Genomic DNA, 15,532 nt, shown 5'->3' on the forward strand with positions numbered 1-15,532 from the left:
CGGGCGGGGTGGTGGGCTTTGCGGGAGGCATCGCCCCGGGGCCCTGAGGGGGCCGCGCCCCGCCATGGGCCTCGGCCCAAACCGGGGGCGGGGTGGTGCTTCACGAGGCGCTTCGGGGCGGGGTGGTGGGCTTTGCGGGAGGCATCGCCCCGGGGCCCTGAGGGGGCCGCGCCCCGCCATGGGCCTCGGCCCAAACCGGGGGCGGGGTGGGCTTCACGAGGCGCTTCGCCGGCCCGAGGTGTGGGGTGCGGGGCACATGCGGGCCGTGGGGAAGACGGCGGAGGGTCGCTGGCACGGTCGTGGGTGGGGGCATGGAGGGGTGTCCCCGCAAGGAGGAGCGCACGAGTGGCCGACGGTGTGTGGAGGCCGAGCGCGCGACGAGAGAGGAGATACCCCTCCATGACCCCACCCACCCCACCACCGGACGGGCGCCACCCCCACCGAACCCCAGCACTGCGCCGCAGGTACCGGCCCAAGCCACCGGCCACGGGCACCAAGCCACCGGCCACGGGCACCAAGCCACCGGCCACGGGCACCAAGCCACGGGCACCAAGCCATCGGCACCAAGCCACCGGCACCGCCCCCCAGCCCCAGCCCCAGCCCCAACCCCAGCCCCAACCCCAACCCCTACCCCTGAGGCGGCAGAACCGGGAAGCTCCCCGTCGCCGTCGGGGCGTGCTCCGGGAGCCAGAGGACCGCGATTGCTCCGCCCGGCGTCGAGGGGGAACCCGCCGCGTTCCGGAACGTCAGGCGCGCGCCCAGTACCCGCGCCTGGCCCGCCGCGATCGTCAGGCCCAGGCCATGGCCGTGGCCCGCCCGGTCACTGCTGCCCGTGCGGAAGCGGCTCGGCCCCTCCCGCAGCAGCGCCTCCGGGAAGCCGGGACCGTGGTCGCGGACGCGCACCACGCGGCCCTCCACAGTGACCTCCACCGGCCCCGCCCCGTGCTTCGCCGCGTTCCCCAGCAGATTCCCCAGGATCCGCTCAAGACGGCGCGGATCCGTGTTCACCCACGACTCGTGGACGACCCGTACCGTCACCTCGGGATCCAGCACCGCCACCCGCCGGCTCACGAACTCGCCGAGCGCGATCTCCTGGAGCTCCGCCCGCTCGGACGCGCTGTCCAGCCGGGCGACCTCCAGTACGTCCTCCACCAGCGTCCGCATCGCCTGCGCCCGGTTGCGTACGAGCTCCGTCGGCCGCCCCGGCGGCAGCAGCTCGGCCGCCGTCAGCAGCCCCGTCACCGGCGTACGCAACTCGTGCGCGATGTCCGCCGTGACCCGGCGCTCCGCCTCCAGCCGCTCCTGCAACGCGTCCGTCAGCGCGTCGACCGCCCGCGCCAGCTCATCCGTCTCGTCGCGTACGACCCCGCCGATCGCGTCCCGTACGCGTACGTCCGTATGCCCCTCGGCCACCTTCGTCGCCGCCGCCGCGGCCTTCCGCAGCCGCCGCGAGATCTGCCCGCCGATCAGGATGCCGAGCGCGCACCCGCCGAACACGACCGCCACAGAGCCGATGACCAGGGCCCGGTCCAGGTCCGAGATGACATTGGAGCTGCGGTCGGTGAACGTGCTGTGCAGGGACAGGATGTCGCCGTTGCCCACCGGCACGGCCGCCCAGATGTCCGGCACGCCGCCCTTCGGCTCCTGGACGGACGTGGCCTTGCGGCCCCGGTCCGTCTTGGCCTTCAGATCGGCCGGCAGCGCCGGGTCGTTGAGCTTCGCGCCGAACCGCGTCTGCTTGCTCGTCTCGTAGATGCGCTGTGCGAACAGCACGCGGTCGAGCTGGAGGTCGCGCGCGTTGTCGAGCATCGAGACGCGCGCCGCGTTGTGCACGACGAGGCTGAGCGCCATCACGGTCAGCGCACCGACGGCGGTGATGGCGATACTGATCTTCCAGCGGACGCCCGTCCGCAGGGTGGGCCGCCTCACGCGCCCCTCACCCACGCCTCACCCGAACCCGAACCCGCACTCGAACCCGCAGGCGCACCCGACCCCGCACCCCAACCCGCACCCCAACCCACGCCCGAGCCCACGCCCGTGCCCACGCCCGCGCTCACGCCTTCAGTTTGTAGCCGAAGCCACGCACGGTCTCGATCCGATCCTGCCCGATCTTCGTACGCAGCCGCTGCACATGGACGTCCACCACGCGCGTGTCACCGCCCCACCCGTAGTCCCACACCCGCTCAAGGAGCTTGTCGCGGGAGAGCACGGTACCGGGCGCCGACGAGAACTCCAGGAGCAGCCGCATCTCGGTCGGGGTGAGGGCGACGGTCTCACCGCCCTTGCGGACCTCCATGCCCTCGGTGTCGACCTCCAGGTCGCCGAAGGCGAGCATCCCGCCCTCCGGGTCCCCGCCCGTCTCGGCCGCGCCCGCGCCGGGCCCGCCCGCGTGCCCGAAGCGCCGCAGCACGGCACGGATCCGGGCGACGAGCACGGCCCCGTCGAACGGCTTGGTCACATAGTCGTCCGCGCCCGCCTCCAGACCGAGGACCACGTCGATCGAGTCCGCGCGCGCGGACAGCATGATCACGGGGACGGTCGACTCGTCGCGGATACGGCGGCACAGGCTGACGCCGTCCAGGCCCGGGAGCATCACGTCGAGCAGCGCGATGTCCGGCTGGTCGGCGCGGAACGCCTCCAGGCCGGAGAGCCCGTCGGGCATGGCGGTCACGGTGAAGCCGTCGCGCTCCAGCGCGAGCTGGGTGGCTTCACGGATGACGTCGTCGTCCTCGACGAACAGGACATGGGTCTCGGCCATCGTGCTGCTCTCAGTTCCTCGGCGTGCGCTTGCGCTGTTACGTACGGATGCGGCGGTCAGGGCGAGGCCGGCACGGGCGCCTCGGTGCCCTCGTCGTTGCCGACCGCCTTGCTGAAGTCGTTCTCCACCTGGTCGTGCTTGGTGAACTTCGTGCCCGACCAGCGGTAGGTCGTCACGATCTCACTGGAGGCGAACGCCGGCTTGTCGCCCTTGGCGTACATCTGACGGGTCACCACCAGGTCGCCCCGGTCGATCTCCGCGTAGACCGGCGCTTCCTCGGAGGTGAAGACATTGTCGTACGAGGAGCCGTCCTCGCGGTACACATAGGAGCCGAGCCCCACGGCATCTCCGCAGGTCATCACGTTCACCACGACGTCCTGGCCGGTGGCGCCGGTGATATGGCCGTACGAGACGTCGATCGGGTACTCGTCCTTCACACAGGGCTTCAGATCCGCCTTCACGCGCTCGCTGACCTTGGGGTCGGCCTTGAGTAGCCGTACGGCGTTGACCTTCTTGAAGGGTGCCTCGGCCGTCGCGGTCGGCGTCGGCGAGGCGTGGCCCGCGACCTTGTCGGTGTGCGCCTCGCCCTCGTCGCGCGTCCCCGTACCGCCCGTCGAGCATCCCGCCGCGAGCAGGCCGAAGGCGGCGAGCCCGGCCATCGCCGTGGTTCCCGCCGCCAGTACGCCCCCGCTGCCCCTGCCTAGGCCGCGCACCGCTCCCGCCCCTTTTCGTCGCGCTCGTTGCGGCCGACCCGGCGGTCGGCCTGACGGCCCACCCGGCCGTCACGTCCCTCGGCGTCGCCGAGGGCGTGGAAGTCCAGCTCGCGGCTCTCCAGCTCCTGCCGGAGCCGGGCCAGTGCCCGGTGCAGCGTGCTCTTGACGGTACCCGCCGACATCCCGAGGGCCGCGGCGGTCTCCTCCGTGCTCATCTGCTCCCAGTGTCGCAGCACCACGACGCTGCGCTGCTTGGGCGCGAGGACTTTCAGTACGTCCATCAGGAGGGCGCGGTCGGCGCGCTGCTCGGAGCCGTCCTCGATGCGCGCGTCCGGCAGCTGCTCGGTGGGTACCTCTTCGAGCTTGCGTGCGCGCCACCACTCGGTCCGCGTGTTGATCATCACGCGGCGCAGGTACGCGTCGGCGAGCGCCTTGTCGGCGATGCCGTCCCAGCGGCCGTACGTACGGGCCAGGGCGGTCTGCAGCAGGTCCTGCGCGTCCACCGGGTCCGGAACCAGCCGCCGGGCGCTGCGCAGCAGGGCCTCCTGCCGGGTGCGTACGTACTCTTCGAACTCGAGCACCTCGCCGTGCGCCATACCCAACCGCCTCCGTCCCCGTGACTTCCCTGCCTGTCCCACTTACCTGACTGAAGCTACGGAGCCGTTGTCACGGGCCTGTGCGGAGCAGCCGTCGGGGGGCGCACGGTGAGCCATCGGTTGTGTAACAGCAGAGGTTTGACCCGTGTTTTCAAGGGGTACGGGCGTGTCCCCGCGGTGACGGAGAGCTATCCGAAAGCGGCGCGGCCCTGGTCAACTGGGGTCGCTGGACCGGGTGTTCCCGCCCCGTGACGGTCGGTCATGACAGTCAGCTGTGACAGTCGGCCGTAACGGTCGGCCGTAACGGTCGGCCGTGACACTCGGGCGGGGCGGGAGTCCGGTCAGGTCAGCGGCAGCCGGTACACCCCGCCCGCGAGTGGCTCCACCAGTCCGTCCGCGACCAGCCCGTCCAGTGCGCGGGCCCGCTGCACCGGTTCGTGCCACACCGCGTCCAGCGCCGCCTGCGGTACGGGATCCACCGCCTCCCGCAGCACCGCGAGCAGCTTGCCGCGCACCTGGCGGTCGGTCCCGGCGTACGTCTGGCCGCGGCGCGGCGGCCCGTCGTGCGCGGGCTTCCCGGCCATGTGCCAGGCGCAGCGCGCGGCGATCGGGCACCGCCCGCAGTCCTCGTTCCTGGCCGTGCACACCAGCGCGCCCAGCTCCATCGAGGCGGCCGCCCAGCGGGCCGCGCGGGCCTCGTCGTCGGGCAGCAGCGCGCGGGCGAGGTGCCGCTCGGCGGCGGTGGTGGCGTTCGGCGGGTACTGGACGCCGGTGACGGCCCGCGCGAGGACCCGGCGGACGTTGGTGTCCAGGACCGCGTGCCGCTGCCCGTACGCGAAGGAGGCGACGGCCGCCGCCGTGTACTCGCCGATGCCGGGCAGCGCGAGCAGCCGGGCGTGGTCACTGGGGACGTCACCGCCGTGCCGTTCCGTTATCGCCACGGCGGCCCCGTGCAGCCGCAGCGCGCGGCGCGGGTAGCCGAGCCGCCCCCAGGCGCGCACGGCCTCGCCCGGCGCGTCGGCGGCCAGGTCGGCCGGGCGCGGCCAGCGGGCCAGCCACTGCTCGTACACCGGGAGCACCCGGCTCACGGGCGTCTGCTGGAGCATGAACTCGCTCACCATCACCCCCCAGGCACCGGCCTCGGGGCGGCGCCAGGGCAGGTCGCGCGCGTACTGGTCGAACCACCCGAGGACGGGGGTGTGGAGAGCGTCGGGGGAGACCGTGTCGGGGTCGGTCGTCGGCATCGTCGTCATCGCACCCCCGATCCTGGCACGGAACGGGGGTGCGGCGGGCACGGCGGGCCGCTCAGCGGCGGGCGTGCAGGGGCGCGCCCGGCCCGGTCAGCCAGACCGCGGCGCCGTTGCCGCTCGCCCGCATCGACTCGACCAGCGAGCGCACCGGGCGCGTACCGGCCTTGGCCATGAAGAACGCGACGGCCGTGCCGAGCAGCAGGCCCACCGCCACGTCGTGCGGGTAGTGCACGCCCACGTACACCCGCGAGAACGCCATGAGCAGCGCCATCGGCACGGTCAGCGCCCAGATGCGCGGCCAGGCCAGCGCGAGCGCGACGGCCGCGCCGCCCGCGATGGTGGCGTGGTTGGACGGGAAGGACCAGTCGCCGTTGGCCGGGCAGGTGATCAGGGAGGCGGCGGCGCCCTTGACCGCGCGGCACGGGCGCTCCTCGTCCACCAGCGACTTGACCGCCTCGCTGGCGATGTACGCGGCGGCGGTCGCCAGCGGGGCGAGCAGGGCCAGCGCCATCGCCGTCGGACCGGCCCGGCGCGCCCGCCACCAGCAGACGACGAACAGCACGCCGAACAGGATCAGCCCCACCTCCGTCCAGAGCTCGACGAGGTGCTGCAGCCACGAGGGGTTGTCGTGGGCGAAGTCGGTGATGTCGCGGTAGAGATCGCTATCCATGGTGACGGACAGTATGGAACATCGCCCTCCGGAATGATGATCCGGAAAAGTTGCGGAAGGTGAGCGGCGGGTGGGGCGGGAGTTGGTGCGGAACTCTCGTAGAGTTTCGCCCGTGGGATCTCTGCGCAATCCGGTCGGGCCGCTTCCCTCCTCCATCTACTGGCGACGGAGGGCAGTCGCGCTGTCCTTGCTCGCGCTGCTCGCGGTGGTGATCCTATGGGCCGTCAGTTCCGGTGGCGGAGGCGGCAGTAAGGGCAGCGGCAACGACAAGGGCGCCCACCCGGCCCCCTCGATCACGCCGGGACCCGGGAGCTCGGGGCCGGCGATCAGTACGGCCCCGGGCGGCCGTGACGAGTCCCCCGGCGGCTCCGCCTCGTCCTCCTCCGGCTCGACCGCAGGTTCGTCGTCCGGCGGCGGTGCGGGCGGTTCGTCCGACGGCGCGGGCAACGGGGGCGCGGACGGCGGGGGTTCGGCGTCCGGAGGGGGCGCGGGCGCCGTCGGCGGCGGCTCCTCCGACGGCGGTACGGCGCGACAGGTGCCCGCGGGGTCCTCGCTGCCGGTCTGCGCGCCGGGTCAGCTGAAGCTGACGGTCCGGAGCATGAAGAACATGTACGCGCCCGGGGAGAAGCCGCGGGTCGAGATCTCCGTCCAGAACACGACGGCCTCCACCTGCAAGGCGGACCTCGGGCCCAAGGGCGCGGTGCTCGTGGTGACGGACTCCGGCGACAGCAAGGTATGGGCGTCGGACGACTGCCCGAGCGGGTCGGGGAGCGCGCTGTACCAGGTGCCGGGCAATGCGACGATCACGCACATCGTGGCGTGGGACCGGGCGCGGAGCGCGGCGCGGTGCGCGACGCCGGCGCCGGGGGGGCCGGCTCCCGGGACGTACCTCTTCGAGGTGCAGGCGACGGGGCTGCCGGTGGCGCGAGCGCCGTTCTCTTTGACGAAGGACTAGCCCCACCCCGCCCCTTCACCTAAACCCTCCGGGGGTGGGTGGGTGGTTGAGGCGATCTCTCGGGGGCTGCGCCCCCCGGACCCCGGGCGGGGCTGCGCCCCCCGGACCCCGGGCGGGGCTGCGCCCCCCGGACCCCGGGCGGGGCTGCGCCCCGGGCCGTGGGTGGGGCTGCGCCCCGGACCCCGGGTGGGGCTGCGCCCCCGCACCCGCTTGCGGGGGCTCCGCCCCCTGCACCCCTTCGCGGGGCCTGCGGCCCCTGCACCCCGCTCACGGGGGCTCCGCCCCCCCCCCCGGCACCCCCACCGGGGCTGCGCCCCCGCCCCCGCTTCGGGGCTTCGCCCCGGACCCCCTTCGTCTGCAGGGCCCCTGTGGCTGGTCGCGCAGTTCCCCGCGCCCCTGAAGGGGCGGGAGCTTCGCTCCCTGCCCCCGCCTCCCCAAACTCCGGAGGGGCTGAATCTTGGCCGGGCCCCCTGAACCTGACCCGTCCGCGCTGGACACCCCCATCCCCCTAAGGGGTGCGGGGAACGGCGCGCTCAGCCCCCGCCGGCCCGCGGGCGAACACCGGGCATGAAGGGGCGCGGGGAACGGCGCGCTCAGCCCCCGCCGGCCCGCGGGCGAATCCCGGGCCGAGAAGGGGTGCGGGGAACGGCGCGAGCAGCCACCCACCGCCCGCAGACGAAATCACCGCACCCCGGCGGAGCTAGACGTAACGCTCCAGGATCGACGACTCCGCCAAGCGGGACAGGCCTTCCCGGACGCTCCGCGCCCGCGCCTCGCCGACGCCGTCCACCGTCTGGAGGTCGTCCACCGACGCGGCCAGGAGCTTCTGGAGGCCGCCGAAGTGCTCCACCAGGCGTTCGATGATCGCGCCGGGGAGGCGGGGGACCTTGGCCAGGAGGCGGTAGCCGCGGGGGGAGACCGCGGAGTCCAGCGTCTCGGGGGAGCCGCTGTAGCCCAGCGCCCGCGCCACTATGGGGAGTTCCAGGAGCTCCGCGTGGGTGAGCTCGTTCAGCTCCGTCAGCGCCTCCGGCACCGTGCGCGAGCGCTTCGCCGTGGGCTCGGGCACGTAGTCCCGGACCACCAGCTCGCGCTCGGGCTCGACGCCCGCGATCAGCTCGTCCAGCTGGAGCGAGAGCAGCCGGCCGTCCGTGCCCAACTCCACCACGTACTCGGCGATTTCCGTGGCGATACGTCTCACCATCTCCAGGCGCTGGGCCACCGCCGTCACGTCCCGGACCGTCACCAGGTCCTCGATTTCGAGGGCGGAGAGCGTGCCCGCCACCTCGTCCAGGCGGAGCTTGTAGCGCTCCAGCGTCGCCAGCGCCTGGTTCGCGCGCGAGAGGATCGCCGCCGACTCCTCCAGGACCCGGCGCTCCCCGTTCACGTACAGCGCGATCAGGCGCATGGACTGGGAGACCGAGACCACCGGGTAGTTGCACTGCTTGGAGACCCGGTCCGCCGTGCGGTGGCGGGTGCCGGTCTCGTCCGTGGGGATGCCCGCGTCCGGGACCAGCTGCACCCCGGCCCGGTGGATCTTGGTGATGTCCTTGTCCAGGACCAGCGCGCCGTCCAGCTTGCACAGCTCGCGCAGCCGAGTCGCGGCGAACTCGACGTCCAGGACGAAGCCGCCCGTACACATCGAGTCGACCGTCTTGTCGAGGCCGAGGACGATCAGGCCGCCCGTGTTGCCCCGGAGGATGCGCTCCAGGCCGTCGCGGAGTGCGGTTCCGGGCGCGACGGCGCTCAGCGCGGCACGCATCAGTACTTCGTTGCCGGAGCCTGTGCCGGACTTGCCGGATCCCGCTGCCCGGTCGTTGGCTGCCACTGCACTCCTCCGGTCGCAGACGTTCGACGGCAAAGTCTACCGGCGCTCTTCCTCCCCCCGTGGGGCGTCCGCGCGACGCCCGCGGGGCAGCACCCGGAGCGCGTCCCCCATGTCGGCGACTTCCGTGACCTTCATACCCGCCGGGACCTTCCCCGGGTCGGACGGCACCAGCGCGTGCGTGAAGCCCAGGCGGTGGGCTTCGGCGAGCCGGCGCTGGACGCCCGTCACCCTTCTGACCTCGCCCGCGAGCCCCACCTCACCGATCGCCACCAGGTTCTTCGGCAGCGGGGTATCGCTCGCCGCCGACGCCAGCGCGAGGGCGATCGCCAGGTCCGCAGCGGGCTCGGAGAGCTTCACGCCGCCGACCGTCGCGCTGTAGATGTCGCGCTTGCCCAGCGCGCTGATCCGCCCGCGCTGCTCCAGGACCGCCAGCATCATCGAGACCCGGGAGGTCTCCAGGCCCGACGTGGTGCGGCGGGGGGAGGGGATCTGGGAGTCGACGGTGAGGGCCTGGACCTCGGCCACCAGGGGCCTGCGGCCCTCCAGGGTCACCGTCAGACAGGTGCCCGGCACCGGTTCGTCCCGCCGGGTGAGGAACAGGCCCGACGGGTCGGCCAGGCCCGTGATGCCCTCGTCGTGTAGTTCGAAGCAGCCGACCTCGTCCGTCGCCCCGTACCGGTTCTTCACGCCGCGCACCAGGCGCAGGCGCGCGTGGCGGTCGCCCTCGAAGGACAGGACGACGTCCACCAGGTGTTCCAGGAGGCGGGGTCCCGCGATCGCGCCGTCCTTGGTGACGTGGCCGACGAGCAGCGTCGCCATCCCGCGCTCCTTGGAGGCGCGGATCAGCGCGCCCGCCACCTCGCGCACCTGGGCCATGCCGCCCGGCGCGCCGTCGATCTCCGGGGAGGCCACGGTCTGGACGGAGTCGAGGACGAGCAGGGACGGCTTGACCGCGTCCAGATGGCCGAGGACCGCGGAGAGGTCCGTCTCGGCCGCCAGATACAGATGGTCGTTGAGCGCGTTGATCCGGTCGGCGCGCAGCCGGACCTGGCTCGCGGACTCCTCGGCCGTCACATACAGCGTGCGGTGCTCCTCGCCGGCCGCCTTGGAGGCGACGTCGAGCAGCAGCGTGGACTTGCCGACGCCCGGCTCGCCCGCGAGCAGCACCACCGCGCCCGGGACGAGCCCGCCGCCCAGGACGCGGTCCAGCTCGTCGACGCCGGTCGAGCGCGCGGTGGCCTGGCGGGCGTCCACCTGGCCGATCGGCACCGCGGCGGTGGAGACCCGGCCCGCCGACGTGGTGCGCACAGCGGGCGCGCCGTACTCCTCGACCGTTCCCCACGCCTGGCACTCGGGGCAGCGGCCGAGCCACTTGGCGGTCGTCCAGCCGCATTCGGTGCAGCGGTAGGACGGCCGGTCCTTCGCGGATTTCGTACGGGTAGCCATGGCGTCACCGTAGCGGCGACCACTGACAGCGCCTCCGGGCGGCGGGCCCTCGGGGGCTGGGCGGCGGCGCGTCCACGACTGAAAGCCGTTCCCCCACAGGGGGGAAGGCAGCGTTCCGCGCCGGGGAAGGCAAGCTTCCGCACCGGAAGACCGGGTTCCTGTCCCCTTTTGAGGGATACCTTCACCCGTAAGGAGTAAATGTGCTCAAGGGGCGCTAAGGACCCGGGATCCTGCGCCTACCTTCGCCGGGTGAAGAGCAGCGGTCTGGATCACCCCACGCACACCACCGGCGCACACCGGGCGCAGCGCCGTGCGCCCAGGACGTTGACCCAGCGCCCGCCGGCGCGCTACGAGGCGTATCTCGACGGCCTGTTCACGTACTGCCTGTCCGTGCTCTGCGACCACGAGGAGGCCGTCCACGTCCTCGGCGACGTCCTCGCCGTCTCCGAGCGGCAGCACGCGCGCTGCCCCGAGACCGAGGCCGAGCGCAAGGCCTGGCTGTACGCGCTCGCACGCTGGTCCTGTCTGCGCAAGCTCGCCGAGCGCAAACGCGGCCGCAAGGGCGCCCACACCGGCCGCCCGCAGGCGTGCGAGCAGAGCACCTCGGCCCCCGTCGCGGCCGAGGAGGCCGAGCGGCGGCGCCGCGAGCTGGCCCTGCTCGCCTGGCCCGAGGCCGCCGGCACCAGCCCCGAGCAGCGCGAGGCCCTGGAGCTCGCCGTCCGCCACCAGCTGGGCCCCCGCGAGGTCGCCTCCGTCCTCGGCATGAGCTACCCGGCCGCCCGCGAACTGCTCGCCGCGGGCGCCTGTGAAATCGAGCGGACCCGGGCCGCGCTCGCCGTCGTCGAGACCGGCGGCTGCCCGTCGGTAGCCCGGCTCACCGGCGACCACCAGGTGCTGCTCTCGGCGGCCCTGCGCCGCGAGCTGGTCCGGCACGTCGACGACTGCCCGCGCTGCCGCCGCGCCGCCGAGCGCGCCGGGGCCGCCGGGCCCTGGCCGGGCTCCTCGGTCACCCCGGACGCGCTGCCGCTGGCCGAGGCGCCGCTCGCGGCCGCGTACGCGGCGATGCTCCACGTGCCCAGGACCCGCGCCGGCGCGCCCCGCTTCGACCGGTCCGGCTTCCCGATGGACCCCAAGGACCGCGCCGCCCGCCGGGACCGGCTGCGCGCGCGTGCCGTGACGACCACGGTGGTGGCCACGGTCGTCGCCGCGCCCGCCTTCGCGCTCTGGGCCGCCTACCGGGGCGCCCCCGCGACCGGCGAGTCCCACGACGGCACCAAGGTCACCGCCAGCGAGGCCGACAGCTCCGCGCTTGAGGGGCTTCCGTACGAGCGCTACCAGAACGCGGGCAACGCCCGCACCGGCCCCGACCCCCGCGTCACCGCGGGCAGCCGCGCCCCCGCCGACGTCTCCGTGGAGGTCGTCAGCCCGGGCTCGGCCGGCCCGACGAGCCCCGGCGACGTCACCGTCTCGGCCCGCTCGCAGGGCGGCGTCACGGTCCTCACGCTCACCGCGACCGGTGACGCCCCGGTGAGCTGGTCGCTGGGGACGAACGCGCCCTGGCTCGTCTTCAGCAGCACGGGCGGGACGCTGGAGGCGGGCGGAAACGTATCCGTGTACGTCTCCGTCAACCACGCGCGCGAACCGCGCGGCCCGTGGTCGGCCCGGGTGGCCCTGCGGCCCTCGGGCGCGGTCGTACGGATCACCGGGACCGGGCAGGGGACACGGGCCATCCCGCCCGCCTCGCCCGACCCCGGCACGCCGTCCTCGCCGGACCCGACCCCGCCGACGACACCGACGCCGCCCGCCTCCCCGACGCCGACCAGCCCGACGCCCACCCCGACCTCTCAGTCCCCGACCCCGACGGACCCGTCCTCGCCGCCGGACACCCCGAGCGGCACGGCGCCGTCGGAGCAGCTGTCATGAGTGCGCCGCCGGTACGGCCGTCAGCGGGCCGGGTCCGCCGGGTGCGGTGCCACCAGCGGCAGCGAGGACGCGAGCCGCGCCTCGCACAGGCCCACGAGCACGTCGTACGCCTTCTTGCCCATCAGCTCGGTCAGCTCCGGCCGGTAGGTCACATAGACCGGCTCGCCCGCGCCGTGCGCCGAGGTCGCCGAGGTGCACCACCAGTGCAGGTCGTGGCCGCCCGGACCCCAGCCGCGCCGGTCGTACTCACCGATCGAGATCTGGAGCACACGCGTCTCGTCCGGCCGGTCGATCCAGTCGTACGTACGCCGCACCGGCAGCTGCCAGCAGACGTCCGGCTTGGTCTCCAGCGGCTCCTTGCCCTCCTTGAGCGCCAGGATGTGCAGCGAGCAGCCCGCGCCGCCCGCGAACCCGGGCCGGTTCTGGAAGATGCAGGAACCTTCCCACCTGCGGGTCTGCCGCTCGCCGTCCTCGTCGAGCTGGACCCAGCCGCTCTGCGTGCCCTCGTCGTGGAACTGCCACAGCTCCGGCGTGAGCCGCGCCACGTGCCCCGCCACGCGCTTCTCGTCGTCCTTGTCCGAGAAGTGCGCGCCGAGCGTGCAGCAGCCGTCGTCGGCGCGGCCCGCCTGGATGCCCTGGCAGCCGCTGCCGAAGATGCAGGTCCACCGCGAGGTCAGCCAGGTCAGGTCGCAGCGGAAGACCTGTTCGTCGTCGGCGGGGTCCGGGAACTCGACCCACGCGCGCGCGAAATCGACCCCCTGCTCGTCCGCTCGCTGCTTGGGGGTTCTGGGGGCCTTGGCTTTGCCCGGCTTCGCCTTTTTCGTCTTTGGCACGGGACAAGCGTATGTCCGCGACGGCAGTAGCGTTCAGCCCATGAGACTCGGAGTCCTCGATGTGGGGTCGAATACGGTTCATCTGCTGGTGGTGGACGCGCACGCCGGTGCCGCGCCGCTGCCCGCGTACTCGCACAAGGCCGAGCTGAGGCTCGCCGAGCTCCTCGACGGGGGCGGTGCGATCGGACCGGAAGGCGTCGACCGGCTGGTGACCACGGTCAGCGGCGCGCTGATCGCGGCCGAGGACAAGGGCGTCGAGGAAATGCTTCCGTTCGCCACCTCCGCGGTGCGCGAGGCCAGCAACGCGGACCTGGTGATCGCCCGGGTCAAGGAGGAGACCGGCGTCGACCTCGGTGTCCTCTCCGGCGAGGAGGAGGCCCGCCTCACCTTCCTCGCGGCCCGCCGCTGGTACGGCTGGTCCGCCGGGAAACTGCTGCTCCTGGACATCGGCGGCGGCTCCCTGGAGGTCGCGTACGGGATCGACGAGGAGCCCGTCGCGGCCGTCTCGCTGCCGCTGGGCGCCGGCCGGCTGACGGGGGCCTGGCTGCCCGGCGACCCGCCGGACCCCTCCGACGTACGGGCGCTGCGCCGCCACGTACGCGCGCAGATCGCCCGTACGGTCGGCGAGTTCGCCCGCACCGGCTCCCCGGACCACGTGGTCGCCACCTCCAAGACCTTCAAGCAGCTCGCCAGGATCGCGGGCGCCGCCCGCTCCACCGAGGGCGTGTACGTGCAGCGCACCCTGAGCCGCAAGTCGCTGGAGGAGTGGGTGCCCAAGCTCGCCGCGATGACCACCGAGCAGCGCGCCACGCTGCCGGGCGTCTCCGAGGGCCGGGCGCGCCAGCTGCTCGCGGGGGCGCTGGTGGCCGAGGGGGCGATGGACCTGTTCGGGGTGGAGGAGCTGGAGATCTGCCCGTGGGCGTTGCGCGAGGGCGTGATCCTGCGCCACCTGGACCAGCTGCCGGCGGGATGACGGTGTGCTGACGGGGGCGGCGAGCCCGGTGCGGGCGAAGGGTTCCGGCCAGGTGGACGGTCCCCTCGCGGCCCCTCTTGTGGGTGCCCGTACGCTGTCTCCGTGGCAGAACCAGTAGTGCGCATCCCGGATGCGAAGGTCGCCCTGTCGACGGCTTCGGTCTATCCGGAGTCGACGGCGACGGCCTTCGAGATCGCCGCACGCCTGGGGTACGACGGCGTCGAGGTCATGGTCTGGACCGACCCGGTCAGCCAGGACATCGACGCCCTGCGCCGCCTCTCCGACTACCACCAGGTGCCGATCCTGGCCGTTCACGCCCCCTGTCTGCTGATCACCCAGCGGGTCTGGTCGACCGACCCCTGGGTGAAGCTGCAACGGGCGAGAGCCGCGGCCGAGAAGCTGGGCGCCTCCACCGTGGTGGTGCACCCGCCGTTCCGCTGGCAGCGCCAGTACGCCCGCGACTTCGTCACCGGTATCTGGCGGATGGCGGACGAGACGGACGTACGATTCGCCGTCGAGAACATGTACCCGTGGCGCTACCGCGACCGGGAGATGCTCGCGTACGCACCCGACTGGGACGTCACCAAGGACGACTACCGGCACTTCACGGTCGACCTCTCGCACGCCGCGACCGCCCGCACCGACGCGATGGCCCTCGTCGACCGCATGGGCGACCGGCTCGCCCACGTCCACCTCGCCGACGGCAAGGGCTCGGCCAAGGACGAGCACCTGGTGCCCGGCCGGGGCAACCAGCCGTGCGCCGAGCTCCTGGAGGGCCTGGCCCGCACCGGCTTCGACGGGCACGTCGTCATCGAGGTCAACACCCGCCGGGCCATGTCCGCGGCCGAACGCGAGGCCGACCTCGCGGAGGCCCTCGCCTTCACCCGGCTGCACCTCGCCTCGAAGGTGCGCCGGTGACCGGCACGGCTTCGGTGTCCGCCCCGTGCCGCCGGGGCCGTCCGTCGCACGCCGAGGCCGACAGCGGCCCCGGGGCGGGGCGGATCCTGGAGGCGGCCCGCGCGGAGTTCGCCCGGCGCGGCTACGACAAGACGTCCGTACGCGGCACCGCCAAGGCGGCCGACGTGGACGTGGCGCTCGTCCACCACCACTTCGGCGCCAAGGACGAGGTGTTCGAGGCGGCGGCCGAGATGACCCTGGAGCCGGTCCAGCCGGTCCAGCCGGTCCAGCCGGCCCCGGCGGCCCCGGCGGTGGTCTTCGCCGCCGCCTCCCTCGACGGTGTCGGCGAACGCATGGCCCGCTACTCCATCGACGTCCGCTACTCCATCGACGTCACGGCCCCGGGCTGATCCCCCGGCCTCCCTTTCCCCCCGCCGCCGCCGCGTGGGCAGGCGTTCCGCAAGGGCGTGGGGGCCCCTGCTCCTTGAGAGCTTGGGGGAGGGTGGGCACACGGGCCGCGCCCGCAGACGAACAGGGGGCCGGGGTGGAGCCCCGAAGCGGGGTGCGGGGGCCGCAGGTCCCGCAACGGGGTCCGGGGGCGAAGCCCCCGGGAACCTCCCCCACCCCCGCAAAGAATAGGGTAGGGGCGGGCCCGGCACACCACCCGCCCCACCCACCCCACCCCCCCCCAAC

The 15,532-nt window shown here is 73.7% G+C and carries 14 protein-coding genes; 5 read left to right on the top strand and 9 right to left on the bottom strand.

Features of this window, described 5'->3' with window-relative positions; all coding sequences use genetic code 11:
* Positions 1 to 627: 627 nt before the first annotated feature.
* The 6 genes from cseC to ACFWA7_RS26520 form a co-directional block, all read right to left on the bottom strand.
* The gene (cseC, locus tag ACFWA7_RS26495; protein ID WP_385545208.1) at positions 628 to 1,929 is read right to left on the bottom strand and encodes a two-component system sensor histidine kinase CseC; all 1,302 of its coding nucleotides are present in this window, start codon (positions 1,927 to 1,929) and stop codon (positions 628 to 630) included.
* Between the two features lie 124 nt (positions 1,930 to 2,053).
* Positions 2,054 to 2,758, bottom strand: a complete 705-nt coding sequence (gene cseB, locus ACFWA7_RS26500) for a two-component system response regulator CseB (RefSeq protein ID WP_385545211.1) — start codon at positions 2,756 to 2,758, stop codon at positions 2,054 to 2,056.
* A 56-nt stretch (positions 2,759 to 2,814) separates the two neighbouring features.
* On the bottom strand, positions 2,815 to 3,471 hold the full coding sequence (locus tag ACFWA7_RS26505) for a hypothetical protein (protein WP_385545214.1): 657 nt from the start codon (positions 3,469 to 3,471) through the stop codon (positions 2,815 to 2,817).
* A complete protein-coding gene (locus ACFWA7_RS26510; protein WP_385545217.1) occupies positions 3,459 to 4,067 on the bottom strand; it encodes a SigE family RNA polymerase sigma factor in 609 nt (202 codons plus the stop codon). Before ACFWA7_RS26510 ends, ACFWA7_RS26505 begins: the two co-directional genes overlap by 13 nt.
* Positions 4,068 to 4,408: 341 nt before the next feature.
* A complete protein-coding gene (locus ACFWA7_RS26515; protein WP_385545220.1) occupies positions 4,409 to 5,320 on the bottom strand; it encodes an A/G-specific adenine glycosylase in 912 nt (303 codons plus the stop codon).
* Between the two features lie 52 nt (positions 5,321 to 5,372).
* Positions 5,373 to 5,987, bottom strand: a complete 615-nt coding sequence (locus ACFWA7_RS26520) for a phosphatase PAP2 family protein (protein ID WP_385545223.1) — start codon at positions 5,985 to 5,987, stop codon at positions 5,373 to 5,375.
* 112 nt (positions 5,988 to 6,099) lie between these two features.
* Between ACFWA7_RS26520 and ACFWA7_RS26525 the strand changes: the two genes are divergently transcribed.
* Positions 6,100 to 6,942, top strand: coding sequence for a hypothetical protein (locus ACFWA7_RS26525; protein WP_385545226.1), 843 nt, complete (start codon positions 6,100 to 6,102; stop codon positions 6,940 to 6,942).
* Between the two features lie 700 nt (positions 6,943 to 7,642).
* Here ACFWA7_RS26525 and disA read toward each other — a convergent pair.
* Together disA and radA are read right to left on the bottom strand one after the other, a co-directional pair.
* Positions 7,643 to 8,767 (bottom strand): DNA integrity scanning diadenylate cyclase DisA, encoded by a 1,125-nt coding sequence (disA, locus tag ACFWA7_RS26530; RefSeq protein ID WP_385545229.1) that lies wholly within the window; start codon positions 8,765 to 8,767, stop codon positions 7,643 to 7,645.
* A 36-nt stretch (positions 8,768 to 8,803) separates the two neighbouring features.
* On the bottom strand, positions 8,804 to 10,213 hold the full coding sequence (gene radA / locus ACFWA7_RS26535) for a DNA repair protein RadA (protein WP_385545232.1): 1,410 nt from the start codon (positions 10,211 to 10,213) through the stop codon (positions 8,804 to 8,806).
* Between the two features lie 198 nt (positions 10,214 to 10,411).
* Between radA and ACFWA7_RS26540 the strand changes: the two genes are divergently transcribed.
* Positions 10,412 to 12,136: a hypothetical protein gene (locus ACFWA7_RS26540; RefSeq protein WP_385825531.1), complete on the top strand. Its 1,725-nt coding sequence runs from the start codon at positions 10,412 to 10,414 to the stop codon at positions 12,134 to 12,136.
* A 20-nt stretch (positions 12,137 to 12,156) separates the two neighbouring features.
* On the opposite strand, the gene ACFWA7_RS26545 is transcribed toward ACFWA7_RS26540, so the two are convergent.
* On the bottom strand, positions 12,157 to 12,969 hold the full coding sequence (locus ACFWA7_RS26545) for a hypothetical protein (RefSeq protein ID WP_385545237.1): 813 nt from the start codon (positions 12,967 to 12,969) through the stop codon (positions 12,157 to 12,159).
* A 40-nt stretch (positions 12,970 to 13,009) separates the two neighbouring features.
* Between ACFWA7_RS26545 and ACFWA7_RS26550 the strand changes: the two genes are divergently transcribed.
* From ACFWA7_RS26550 to ACFWA7_RS26560, 3 genes are all read left to right on the top strand, one after another.
* A complete protein-coding gene (locus ACFWA7_RS26550; RefSeq protein ID WP_385545240.1) occupies positions 13,010 to 13,942 on the top strand; it encodes a Ppx/GppA family phosphatase in 933 nt (310 codons plus the stop codon).
* A gap of 102 nt (positions 13,943 to 14,044) precedes the next feature.
* A complete protein-coding gene (locus ACFWA7_RS26555; protein WP_188272957.1) occupies positions 14,045 to 14,860 on the top strand; it encodes a sugar phosphate isomerase/epimerase in 816 nt (271 codons plus the stop codon).
* Positions 14,857 to 15,249 (top strand): helix-turn-helix domain-containing protein, encoded by a 393-nt coding sequence (locus ACFWA7_RS26560; RefSeq protein ID WP_385825533.1) that lies wholly within the window; start codon positions 14,857 to 14,859, stop codon positions 15,247 to 15,249. The genes ACFWA7_RS26555 and ACFWA7_RS26560 overlap by 4 nt, the downstream gene beginning before the upstream one ends.
* Positions 15,250 to 15,532: the final 283 nt, after the last annotated feature.

It is taken from the genome of Streptomyces sp. NPDC059994, from assembly GCF_042737755.1.
GTDB lineage: Bacteria > Actinomycetota > Actinomycetes > Streptomycetales > Streptomycetaceae > Streptomyces.